General features: G+C 69.7%; 11 protein-coding genes. 3 read left to right on the top strand and 8 right to left on the bottom strand.

Translation table 11 applies throughout. From position 1 onward, the window contains the following. Positions 1-24: 24 nt before the first annotated feature. Positions 25-522 carry a DUF3145 domain-containing protein gene (locus EV650_RS12540; RefSeq protein WP_134118487.1) on the top strand — a complete coding sequence of 166 codons (498 nt, stop codon included), beginning with the start codon at positions 25-27 and terminating at the stop codon, positions 520-522. 207 nt (positions 523-729) lie between these two features. Here EV650_RS12540 and EV650_RS12535 read toward each other — a convergent pair whose 3' ends face one another. The 6 genes from EV650_RS12535 to EV650_RS12510 all read right to left on the bottom strand — a co-directional run bounded on the left by EV650_RS12535 (position 730) and on the right by EV650_RS12510 (position 7,383). After that, a complete protein-coding gene (locus tag EV650_RS12535) occupies positions 730-2,154 on the bottom strand; it encodes an acyl-CoA carboxylase subunit beta (RefSeq protein ID WP_134118485.1) in 1,425 nt (474 codons plus the stop codon). Between the two features lie 16 nt (positions 2,155-2,170). Further along, positions 2,171-3,406, bottom strand: a complete 1,236-nt coding sequence (gene fabF, locus EV650_RS12530) for a beta-ketoacyl-ACP synthase II (protein WP_134118483.1) — start codon at positions 3,404-3,406, stop codon at positions 2,171-2,173. 119 nt (positions 3,407-3,525) lie between these two features. Continuing rightward, positions 3,526-3,774 (bottom strand): acyl carrier protein, encoded by a 249-nt coding sequence (locus tag EV650_RS12525; RefSeq protein WP_130446978.1) that lies wholly within the window; start codon positions 3,772-3,774, stop codon positions 3,526-3,528. Positions 3,775-3,889: 115 nt separating this feature from the next. Next, positions 3,890-4,879, bottom strand: coding sequence for a beta-ketoacyl-ACP synthase III (locus EV650_RS12520; RefSeq protein ID WP_134118481.1), 990 nt, complete (start codon positions 4,877-4,879; stop codon positions 3,890-3,892). Further along, positions 4,876-6,069 carry an acyltransferase domain-containing protein gene (locus tag EV650_RS12515; RefSeq protein ID WP_134118479.1) on the bottom strand — a complete coding sequence of 398 codons (1,194 nt, stop codon included), beginning with the start codon at positions 6,067-6,069 and terminating at the stop codon, positions 4,876-4,878. The genes EV650_RS12520 and EV650_RS12515 overlap by 4 nt, the downstream gene beginning before the upstream one ends. A 78-nt stretch (positions 6,070-6,147) precedes the next feature. Beyond that, the gene (locus EV650_RS12510; RefSeq protein WP_134118477.1) at positions 6,148-7,383 is read right to left on the bottom strand and encodes a PucR family transcriptional regulator; all 1,236 of its coding nucleotides are present in this window, start codon (positions 7,381-7,383) and stop codon (positions 6,148-6,150) included. A gap of 84 nt (positions 7,384-7,467) precedes the next feature. Between EV650_RS12510 and EV650_RS12505 the strand changes: the two genes are divergently transcribed. Together EV650_RS12505 and EV650_RS12500 are read left to right on the top strand one after the other, a co-directional pair. After that, positions 7,468-8,511: a PHP domain-containing protein gene (locus EV650_RS12505; protein ID WP_238174172.1), complete on the top strand. Its 1,044-nt coding sequence runs from the start codon at positions 7,468-7,470 to the stop codon at positions 8,509-8,511. Positions 8,512-8,586: 75 nt separating this feature from the next. Next, entirely contained in the window at positions 8,587-9,594 is a 1,008-nt protein-coding gene (locus tag EV650_RS12500; protein WP_134118475.1) for a pirin family protein, read from the top strand. Here the strand turns inward: EV650_RS12500 and EV650_RS12495 are convergent. Together EV650_RS12495 and EV650_RS12490 are read right to left on the bottom strand one after the other, a co-directional pair. Continuing rightward, on the bottom strand, positions 9,522-10,079 hold the full coding sequence (locus EV650_RS12495) for a hypothetical protein (protein ID WP_134118473.1): 558 nt from the start codon (positions 10,077-10,079) through the stop codon (positions 9,522-9,524). The two genes, EV650_RS12500 and EV650_RS12495, sit on opposite strands and share 73 nt — an antisense overlap. A 74-nt stretch (positions 10,080-10,153) precedes the next feature. Next, positions 10,154-11,791 (bottom strand): LuxR family transcriptional regulator, encoded by a 1,638-nt coding sequence (locus EV650_RS12490; protein WP_134118471.1) that lies wholly within the window; start codon positions 11,789-11,791, stop codon positions 10,154-10,156. Between the last annotated feature and the right edge of the window lie 11 nt (positions 11,792-11,802).

Genomic DNA, 11,802 nt, shown 5'->3' with positions numbered 1-11,802 from the left:
GCAGCTCGAGCACAGGAGGTCCCGGTGGCGACAACTCGTGGCGTTCTTTACGTCCACACGGTGCCGTCAGCGTTGTGCCCGCATGTCGAGTGGGCCGCGGGCGGCATACTCGGCGTGCCCGTGAAACTGGACTGGACACCGCAGCCTGCGGCTCAAGGTCAGTACCGGGCCGAGCTGTCGTGGCAGGCCGAGGCCGGCACGGCGGCGAAGCTGGCGTCCGCCCTGCGCGGGTGGCAGAAGCTCCGGTTCGAGGTGACCGAGGAGCCGAGCAACGGCGTCGAGGGCGAGCGGTACTCGTTCACGCCCGAGCTCGGGGTCTTCCACGCGACCACCGGCGTACACGGCGACATCATGGTTCCGGAGGAGCGGTTGAAGGCGGCCATGCTGAAGGCGGCCAGCGGTGAGGCCGACCTGACCGAGGAGGTCGAGCGCCTGCTCGGCCGCCCGTGGGACGACGAGCTGGAGCCGTTCCGGTACGCCGGAGACGGTGCTCCGGTTCGCTGGCTGCACCAGGTTGTCTAAGCGGATCCTGAGAACTTCAGAAGAAAGCTGTGAAGCACGGCGACTTCCGACAACTTTTCGATGAGACTGAGCATCAGACTTCATACAGGGTGGGAGGGGCCGTGGCCGCTGGGCCACCGGGTGTCGGGACACCCCCGGTGGTTGTGAACAACAGCGGCCGCACCACGTGAAGGGCACGGATCCTAGGATCCGTGCCCTTCGTGCGTGTCAGAGCGGGATGTTGCCGTGGTTTCCGCGGATGGTGCCGGTCGACTCTGCCTTGGCGAGGGCTGTTGCGAGGGCGGTGCGGGTGCGGGTGGGTTCGACGACCTCGTCGACCACGCCGATCTCGATGGCCCGGTCGATGCCACCGGCAATCTTCTCGTGTTCCGCGGCGAGCTCGGCCTCGACCTGCGGCCGGACCTCCGGATCGACCTCGGCCAGCTTCCGCCGGTGCAGCACCCGGACCGCAGCGATCGCACCCATCACGGCCACCTCGGCCCGCGGCCACGCGAACACCCGGGTCGCCCCCAGCGACCGGGCGTTCATCGCGATGTACGCCCCGCCGTACGTCTTCCGGGTCACCAGCGTCACCCGCGGTACGACGGCCTCGGCGAAGGCATGCAGCAGCTTGGCACCTCGTCGTACGACGCCGTCCCACTCCTGACCGACACCCGGCAGGTACCCGGGTACGTCGACCAGCACGACCAGCGGCACCCCGAACGCGTCGCACATCCGGACGAAGCGGGACGCCTTCTCGGCCGACAGCGCGTCCAGGCAACCACCGAGCCGGAGCGGGTTGTTCGCGATCACGCCGACCGTCCGCCCGCCGAGCCGGCCGAGCGTGGTGACGATGTTCGGCGCCCAGCGCTGGTGAAGTTCGACGGAGGACTCGTCGTCGAGCACCCCTCCGACCAGCGGATGGACGTCGTACGCACGCTTGGCCGACTCGGGCAGGAACCCGGACAGATCGGTGTCCGGGATGTCGGTCGACATCGAGCCCTGGTTGGCGAGCAGGTCGGTGAGCCGGCGCGCCTGCTCGAGCGCGGCCGCCTCGGAATCTGTGGTGATGTGGACGACGCCGGACCGCCGGCCGTGCGGCTCGGGACCGCCGAGCCGGAGCATGTCGACGTCCTCACCGGTGACCGAGCGGACCACGTCCGGCCCGGTGACGAAGATCCGGCCCTCCGGACCGAGGATGACGATGTCGGTCAGCGCCGGGCCGTACGCCGCACCGCCCGCCGCCGGGCCGAGGACGACGGAAAGCTGCGGGATCTTCCCCGACGCCTGCGTCATCGCGAAGAAGATCTTGCCGACCGCGTGCAGGCTCAGCACCCCTTCGGCCAGCCGCGCGCCGCCGGAGTGCCACAGCCCGATGATCGGCACCTGCTCCTCGCGAGCGACCTCGTACGCCTTGACCACGACGTCGCAGCCCTCGTCGCCCATCGCGCCGCCCATCACGGTGGCGTCGGAGCAGAACGCGACCACCTTCGCCCCGGCAATCCGGCCGCGAGCCGCGATCATCCCGGACAGGTTGTCCGGCGTGATCAGCTCCAGGCTCCCCGCGTCGAGCAGATTCGTCAGCCGGCTGACCGGATTACGCGGGTCCAGCTCACGGGGTAGTTTGGCCGGTTTCGCCGGGGCAACGGTCATGCGGGCCTCCAGGGAATTAAAGCGATTTGAAGGCGATGGCGGCGTTGTGGCCGCCGAAGCCGAACGAGTTGTTCAGCGCCGCGATGTCCCCGTCGGGCAGCTTGCGCTGCTCGGTCGCGACGTCCAGGTCGATCTGGTCGTCGAGCTTGTCCACGTTGATGGTCGGCGGCGAGACCCGGTTGTGTACGGCGAGCACGGTCGCGATCGACTCCACCGCACCTGCGCCGCCGAGCAGGTGACCGATCATCGACTTCGGCGCCGTGGCGACCGCGTGGTCCGCCTCCTTGCCGAGCGCCTGCCGGATCGCGAGCGACTCGGCGATGTCACCCTGCGGCGTCGACGTGGCGTGCGCGTTGATGTGGAAGATGTCGGCCGGGGTCAGGTCGCCCTCGACCAGCGCCCGCTCCATCGCCCGGCGTGCGCCGGAACCGGTCGGGTCGGGCTGCGCGATGTCGTGTCCGTCGGCGGAGATGCCCGCGCCGGCCACTTCGGCGTACATCTTCGCGCCGCGCGCCTTCGCGTGCTCGTACGACTCCAGGATCAAGACCCCGGCGCCTTCACCGAGCAGGAAGCCGTCGCGGTCCACGTCCCAGGGCCGCGAGGCGCGTTCCGGGTCGTCGTTGCGCTTGCTCAGCGCCTGCATCATCCCGAACGCGGCCAGCGGCAGCGCCATGATCGCGCCCTCGGCGCCACCGGCGATCACCACGTCCGCGCGGCCGAGCCGGATCTGGTCCAGCCCCAGCCAGATCGCCTCGTTGCCGGAGGCGCAGGCCGAGACCGGGGTGTGTACGCCGCCCTTCGCACCGAACTCCAGGCTGACGTACGCCGCGGACGAGTTCGGCATCAGCATCGGGATCGCCAGCGGCGACACCCGGCGCGGGTTGGTCTTCAGCGCGTCGTAGTTCGACAGCGTGGTGTGCAGACCGCCGATACCGGAGGCGACCGCGACGCCGAGCCGCTCCTTGTCCATTCCGGACTCTTCCAGGCCGGAGTCGGCCCAGGCCTCACGGGCGGCGACGACGGCGAGCTGCGCGGTCCGGTCCAGGCGGCGGGCCTTGACCCGCTCGATCACCTCGGTCGGGTCGACCGCGGCCGGGGCGGCGATCTGGACCGCCAGGTTCTGCACCCAGTCGTCGGTCAGCCGCCGAGCGCCGGAACGACCGGCCAGCAACCCTTCCCAGGAGCTGGCCACGTCGCCGCCGAGCGGGGTCGTGGCTCCGAGCCCAGTGATGACGACTCGGGTCTTCGACATGGTTACCTCATCCTTCACATCAGCGATCTGCGGGATTGGGGAGCGAGGGGAGTTCGGTACTGCGTGGTGCTCACCGGGGGAGCCGGTGAGCACCCGGCCAGCACGGGTGACGGCGGACGTCAGCCGTTCTGGGCGCGCTCGATGAACGCGACGGCGTCGCCGACGGTCTTCAGGTTCTTGACCTCGTCGTCGGGGATCTTCACGTCGAACTTCTCCTCGGCGGCCACCACGACCTCCACCATGGAGAGCGAGTCGACGTCGAGGTCGTCGGTGAAGGACTTGTCCAGCTGGACGTCCTCCACCGGGATGCCGGCGATCTCGTTCACGATCTCGGCGAGGTTGGAACGGATCTCTTCGGTGCTGGCCATGTTCTCTGGTTCCCTTTCGGATTCTTCTGGCTTTGTGCCAGCTTCGCTGGCCGCTACAGCCGGGTACAGCCACCTGAGCTGCCCCGGACAACTATGACGGAATTAAATTGAGAAGCTACGGAAGCCGGATCACCAGGGCGGCGTACACGAGGCCCGCGCCGAAGCCGATGATCAAAGCGAGGTCGCCGCTCTTGGCTTCGCCGGCCTCCCGCATCGCGGTGATCGCGAGCGGGATCGAGGCGGCCGAGGTGTTGCCCTGGCGCTCGATGTCGCGGGCAACCTTGACGTGCTCGGGCAGTTTCAGCGTGCGTCGCATCGCGTCGGTGATCCGCATGTTCGCCTGGTGCGGCACGAACAGGTCGAGCTGCTCGGCCTTCACGCCGGCCACGTCCAGCGCCTGCTGCGCGGCCTTCGCCATCGCGAACGACGCCCACCGGAACACCGGGTTGCCGTCCATCGCCAGGTGCGGCCACTTGGAGTCGGCGACTGCCTCCGGCCACGATTCGGTCTGGCTGATCACCTGGTGCTGCGTGCCGTCCGAGCCCCACACCACCGGGCCGATGCCCGGTTCGTCGGTCGGACCAACGATCGCGGCGCCGGCCCCGTCGGCGAAGATGAACGCCGTACCGCGGTCGGTCCGGTCGGTGATGTCACTGAGCCGCTCGACCCCGATCGCCAGCACGTACTTCGCACTGCCGCCGCGGACCAGGTCGTTCGCCATCGCGACGCCGTAGCAGAAGCCCGCGCAGGCCGCGGAGATGTCGAACGCGGCCGCGGTCGGAGCGCCCACCTCGACGGCGACCCGGGTCGCGATCGCCGGTGTCTGGTACAGGTGCGTGACGGTCGCGACGACGACGGCGCCGATCTCGGCCGGGTCGATGCCGGACTCCTGCAAGGCGTCCTTGGCCGCGTTCACCGACATCATCAGCACGGTCTCGTCGTCGCTGGCCCAGCGGCGTTCCTTGATCCCGGACCGGGTCTGGATCCACTCGTCGCTGGAGTCGATCTGCTCGAGGATCTCCGCGTTCGGTACGACGCGCCGCGGCCGGTACGACCCGATCCCGAGAATTCCGGCGTACTGCGAACCTGTCGACGCATTGATCATGTGTTGCTCCCGGCTGGGTGGAGGCGGACCAGGGGCTGGCCCGGTGCTACCGGGTCGCCTTCTTCGGCGAGCCACTCGACCACGATGCCGCCGTGCGGGGCCTTGACCTCGATCTCGTCGCGGAGGCTCTTCACCGTCGCGACCACCTCGCCGGCCTCGACCGTGTCACCGGACTCCCGGCGTACCTGCTCGGAGCGGGTGAACGTCCCCTTCATCGGGGCGACCAGCAGCCGCCAGGTCGGGGAGGCGTCGATCTCGGACGGGCTGCCGTGCTTCTCGACGAACGCGCGGGCGTCGTCGAGCTGGTCCGGCGTCTTCAGCGCGAACGTCTCGACACCCTTGAGGGCGCGACGCGCGATCCCGGTCAGCGTGCCCGCCGGCGGCAGCTCGAGGATGCCGGTCACATCGAGGTCCGACATGGTCTGCATGCACAGGTCCCAGCGGACCGGCGCGTTGACCTGGTTGACGAGCCGCTGCAGGACGTCCCGGCCGTCGTGGACCACGTGGCCGTCCCGGTTCGAGATCAGGCGGGTCCGCGGGTCGTGGGTGCTGATCGCGGTCGCGTACTTCGCCAGCGTCTGGACGGCCGGCTCCATGTGCCTGGTGTGGAACGCGCCGGCGACCGACAGCGGGATCAGCCGGGTCTTGGCCGGCGGGTCGGCGGCCAGTGCGGCCAGCTCCTCAACGGTGCCGGCGGCAACGATCTGGCCAGGGCCGTTGTCGTTCGCCGCGGTCAGGCCGTGCTCGGCCAGCTTGGCCAGGATCTCGTCGCGGTCACCGCCCAGGACCGCGGTCATCGAGGTCGCGGTCTGCGCCGCAGCGGCGGCCATCGCCTTGCCGCGCTCGCGGACGAGGACCATCGCCTGCTCCGCGGTCAGTACGCCGGTGCCGGCCGCGGCGGCGAGCTCACCGACGCTGTGACCGGCGACCGCGCCGACCTTGGTGAAGGCGTCGGCCGGGTGCGGGAAGACCGCCAGCGCGGCCAGCATGCTGGACGCGACCAGCAGCGGCTGCGCGATCGCGGTGTCGCGGATCGTGTCCGCGTCGGCTTTGGTGCCGTAGTGGGCGAGGTCGAGACCGGCCACCGCGGAGAGCCAGTTCAGCCGGCTCTCGAACACCGGGTCCGCCAGCCACGGTTCGAGGAATCCTGGGGTCTGGGCACCCTGACCGGGCGCGACGATGACGAGCACGTGACAACTCTCCCTCAGCCGGACCCGTCGAGAGCCTCAGGACAAGCACGAATTCTTCCGGGCCGGTTTGTAGAGATCCTACAAAACGGAACTTCCCGGCTCGGGATTGAGCAGGCGGCCCAACGTCAGTGCGACACGTAGTGTGAAAGCGTCGCGGGGGTCCAGCGGGTTGTACTCCGTGATGTCCGCCACACGCTTCAACCGATACCGGACGGTATTGGCGTGGATGAACATCGCCCGGGCTGTCGCCTCGATCGAACCGCCGGAGTCCAGGTACGCCGAAACCGTGTCGAGAAGCACGCCATCGCCTACCGTGAGCGGGCCGTAGACCTCGTTGGCGAGCTGGCGGCGGGCGTGGCCGTCTCCGGAGAGTGACCGTTCCGGGAGCAGCTCGTCGGCCTGGACCGGCCGGGGCGCACCCGGCCACGCGGGCGCTGCGCGAAGACCGGCGACGGCGGCCCGAGCCGAGGCGACGGCCGACATCAGGTCCTTCACGACCGGGCCGACGACGATCGGGCCGGGTCCGAACCACTGGGCCAGTTTTTGTACGATCTCGACAGGTTTGCTCGTACCCCCGAGTACCACCACCAGACGATCGCCCTGGACCGCGCACAGTGCGTCAGCACCCGCCTCCCGGGCCGCGTGCCGAACCATGTCGGCCACGGTCGAGCCGCCCTCGGTGCTAGTCGTGGCCGGCGCCCGGCCGACGACCACGGCGACTTCCGCGGATCCCGTCGTACCGGCGGCTCCGGTCCAGCCGAGGGCAGAGGCGCGGGAGCGGACGGACTCGTCCGCCTCGCCGCGGATCACCGAGTCGACGAGGAGTGCTTCGAGTCGTGCGTCCCAGGCGCCGCGCATCTCGGCGGCCTGGGCGTAGACGGTGGCGGCGGCGAACGCGACCTCCCGGGCGTACCGCTGCATGGCCTCGTGGACGATCGGGACGTCGTCGGGTGGGAGCAGCGTGCCGATGGTGTTCTCGATGGTCTCGATCGTGGTCCGGACCAGGTCGACGGTCTGGTGCAGCGAGATCACCCGGGTGAACTCCCGCGGCGCGGACCCGAAGATCCGGGTCGGCATCGAGGAGTGCTCGTCGGGGTCGCGGAACCACTCCACGAACGCCGAGATCCCGGACTGTGCCACCAGCCCGATCCAGGACCGGTCCTGTGCCGACAACTTCGCGAACCACGGCAGCTTCGCGTCCATCGCCGCCATGGCCGCGGTCGCGAGGGCGCCGGTCGCGTTCTGCAACCGCTCCGCCCGCGCCTTCGTCGCCTTCACCACGCCCAGACCATAGCTGCCCGGACCGCCAGGCATGCAGAACCCGCCTAAATCGGGTCGGTAGCCGCTTGCCCGGGTACTTCTGCCTGCGTGGCGGTCCGCGCTGCGATGATGGACCGCATGAGCGACAAGGCTGGTGTGGACAACGCGGTCGCGGCGTTGCGCGCGATCGGGTACTACCTCGAGCGGGACCGGCAGCCGACCCATCGGGTGAAGGCGTACCGGCGGGCGGCCGACACGATCGCGGCGCTGCCGGCTGCTGAGGTTCGCGCCCGCCGCCGGGCCGGCACGCTGACCGAGTTGGCCGGGATCGGGCCGAAGACCGAGGCCGTCATCGTGGAGGCGATGGACGGCGCGACCCCGTCGTACCTGGTCAAGCTGGAGGAGGCGGCGGGGGAGCTGACCACGGCCGGGACCGGCATGCGGGCGGAGCTGAAGGCCGACCTGCACCTGCATTCGGAGTGGTCCGACGGCGGGAGCCCGATCGAGGAGATGGCGCGTACGGCGCACCGGCTCGGGCACTCGTACGTCGCGCTGACCGACCACTCACCCCGGCTGACCGTCGCCAACGGACTGTCCCGCGAACGCCGGCTGCAGCAGATCGAGGTCGTTGCCGAGCTCAACAAAAAGCTGACCGACGAACTCGACGGCTTCCGGATCCTGAACGGTATCGAGGTCGACATCAACGAGGACGGCACCCTCGACTGCGACACCGAGATCCTGGCCCGGCTCGACGTCGTGGTGGCCAGCGTCCACTCGAAGCTGCGGATGGCGTCCGAGCCGATGACCGAGCGGATGGTCCGCGCGATCGCCAACCCGCACGTCGACATCCTCGGCCACTGCACCGGCCGGTTGATCACCGGCGGCCGCGGTACCCGGCCCGAGTCGGAGTTCGACCCCGAGGTGGTCTTCGAGGCCTGCCGCCAGTTCGGTACGGCGGTCGAGATCAACTCGCGGCCCGAACGGCTCGACCCGCCGAAGCGCCTGCTCTCGATGGCCGTAGAGATGGAGTGCATGTTCTCGATCGACACCGACGCGCACGCACCCGGCCAGCTCGACTGGCAGGTCTACGGCTGCGAACGCGCCGAGGACTGCGGCGTGGTGCCTGATCGCGTCATCAACACCTGGGACCAGCAGAAGCTCCTGGAATGGACAGCATCATGAGTGAGCGAAGCGAACTCATCAAAAGACACAGCGTGATCGTGCCTCATCCGCGCCCGGAGCGAAGCGAGGACGTGGATGAGTGATCTCGAGAAGGATCCGGCCGAAGTGGTTGGCAGCGGGGACTGTGAAGGACCCGCGTTGGAGATGCTCGAGGCGCGCGACGTTGTGCTGGGGCGTACGACGAAGGTCCGGCGACTGCTGCCGAACAAGAATCGCCGGATGGTCGGCGCCTGGTGCTTCGTCGATCACTACGGGCCCGATGACCTGACCCAGCGGGTCGATTCGTACGACGCACCGGGGGAGCGCGGCATGCTGGTCCCGCCGCACCCGCACACGAGCCTGCAGACGGTCAGCTGGTTGTTCGAGGGCGAGATCGAGCACCGCGACAGCGTCGGATCGCACGCCCTCATCCGGCCGGGCGAGCTCAACATCATGACCGCGGGCAACGGGATCGCGCACTCCGAGGTCTCCACTCCGACCGCGCCGCCGAGGCTGCACGGAGCCCAGCTGTGGGTCGCCCTCCCGGACTCGGTCCGGACGACCATCCCGCCTGCCTTCAACGCGTACGCCGACCTGCCGCAGCTCGAACTCGACGGCGCCCGAGTAACCGTCATGATCGGCACCGTCGCCGGCGTGACCTCCCCCGCGCCGGCCTACACCCCACTCGTCGGCGCCGACATCACCATCGAGCCCGGCCGCACGCTCGCCCTCCCGCTGACAACTTCCAACGAGTACGCCGTGCTGGTCGTCGACGGATCGCTGTCGGTCGGAGACCTGACGCCGGGCTTCGGTGAGATGGTGTACTTCGGCGCCAACCGCGACTCCATCGACCTGGTTGCCTCGGACAACGGAGTCCGCTTCCTCCTGCTCGGCGGCGAACCGTTCGAGGAGGAGCTGGTGATGTGGTGGAACTTCATTGGCCGCTCCCACGAAGAGATCGTCGCCGCCCGCAACGACTGGCAGTCCGCGATCAATGCCGGCGGCAACGACCGCTTCCCGATGGTGACCGGCTACGACGGCGACCCGCTGCCGGCTCCGACTCTTCCTGCTATCGCACTGAAACCGCGTCCGCGGCGGCGGTAGTAGGCCCACGTCAGCACCAGGAGGGCTGGACCCCAGAGGTACAGCGGGGCGTAGCAGGCGATCATGAGTGCTTTCCACGCCGTGCTGGAGAACGGGATGAAGTGGTCCGTCCACACATCACGGAACCCGTAGGTCCAGATGGCGATCAGCGACAGGGCGCCAAGGGTGGCGGGGACGATGGCGGCGTACGGCGCGACCCGGCGGCCGCCGATGAACGGGATCCAGCGCGGCGCGACCTCACCCCAACGCTGCACCAGACCGAGCGCGGTCAGCGCTACCAACTCGGAGAAGATCGTCAGGCAGACGACGTACACCTTGCCGCCGGCACCCTCGAGGTAGGCCGGCCGGCCGTTGTCGTCGAGCATGCCCATCGACGAGCCGAAGACGAGCCCAAGCCGCCAGAGCCCGGACGGCAGCGTCAGGAAAGGGACGACATGGGCCAGGCGGTACGCCCACCGCGGGACAGGACGCTCTGTTGTGCTCACCCCTCGAGCATCGCGGCCGACCGCCCGGCGTCACCTCACCCGCGAGAGGGAACGCACTCCCTCCGGAGAACCTTTCACAGCAGGTCGTGGTCGCGTGCGTACGCCGCGGCCGCCGTCCGGGACGGTACGTCGAGCTTCGCGAAGATGTTGGTGAGATGCCGGGCTACCGTCTTGTCGCTCAGCACCAGCCGGCCCGCGATCTCCGCATTACTGTTGCCCACAGCAACCAACCGCAGCACGTCCAGCTCTCGCCCGGTCAGCCCGCCGGTAGTCCCGCGGCCGGTCAGCCTCTCGGCCTCCTGCCGGGCCGGCACCGTCCCGAGCTCCGCGAACGTCCGGCAGGCCGCGGTCAGTTCAGCGGTCGCCGAGTCCTCGTCCCCGAGCATCCGGACCGCTCGCCCCACCAGCACCTTCGCCTGCGCCACCTCGTACGGCGCCCGCAGTTCGCCCCAGAGTCGCACCGCGAGCCGTGCCTGCGGCAGCGCGCGATCGGGATCCTCACCCGCCAACGCCACCAAGGCCAGGCAGTACGCCGCCGACGCGCGCAACCCCGTGCACCCGAACCCGTCGGCGATCGTCGACAACTGGCCGGCCGCATCCTCGGCCTCGGGCAGCGCGTCACCCGCGAGCAGCACCTCGACCGCACCGGCCAGCAGCCGCGATCGATGCACCGGATCGTTCGTCTCCGCGAGCATCCGGCGTACGGCGGCAGCGGCGCCCGGAACCCGCCCGCGTGCCGCCATCAACAGCGCGCGCCCGGGTTGTGCGTCGTACCCGTAGCTCGCCGCCTCGTCGTACGACGCCTCCGCCGCCACGTAGTCACCGCGGATCCGCAGTACGTCGCCGCGCTCGCTCAAGGCCAGCCCGGCCGCCGCGTTGAACCCCAGTGACGCGTACCGCCGGCACGCATCCTCGAACTCCGCCAACGCCTCGGGGTACGCCGCGTGCAGCCGCAGGATCTGTCCGCGGTGAACGGCGCACTGTCCGGTGAACGGCACCAGATCCGGCTGGGTGTCGCACCAGCGCGTGAGCGCGCTCGTCCAGGCCGAGACCCGTGCGAAGTCGAGGACCTCCTGACAAGCGTCGATCATTGCGCAGTAGACGGTGCCGGCGAAGACCGGTGAGAGCTCTCCGGCCGCGACGCCGACCATCGCCTCGTCCAAGGTGGCGAGTCCTTCCGGCACCTGACCGGAGTACATCAGGAGCCTGCCCTTGCACACCAGGCCCTGCGCCAGCAGGTCCGGATCACCGTGCCGGCGCGCCACGCTGACCATCTCCTCGCCGACGGCGAGCCCGGCCGCGAAGTCGCCGCGCTCAAGGCAACGGAAGAAGTCGTGGATCAGCAGGTAACCCCGCTCCACCACATCTTCGGGTTGATCCGCCAGCAATCGTTCGGCCCGCGCGGCCCAGCCGGTGCCGATCGCGGCCTCCCCGCGTCCGTTCAGCACCCGGGCCAGCCAGTACGCGAACCGCACCGCGCCCAGCACCTCGCCGTTGTCGATCCGCAGCCGGTATCCGCGCTGCAGTGCCCGGATGCAGGCATCGATGTCGCCGAGCAGGAACGCGGCCATCGCCAGGGTCATCAGCTCGTCCGCCCCGAGACCGACCGCCGCCGGTTCCCCGTCGGCGGCGGTCAGGCGCTCGTACGCAGCGGCCCAGTCGCGTTGCTCGAACGCGGTCCGGGCTCGCTGCAGATCGTCGACAATGCCCATCCGATGCCCCC

This window comes from Kribbella kalugense, assembly GCF_004365875.1.
Taxonomy (GTDB): Bacteria; Actinomycetota; Actinomycetes; order Propionibacteriales; family Kribbellaceae; genus Kribbella; species Kribbella kalugense.
The sequence above is the reverse complement of the archived record's forward strand: the minus strand, read 5'-3'. Positions and strand labels throughout refer to the sequence as shown.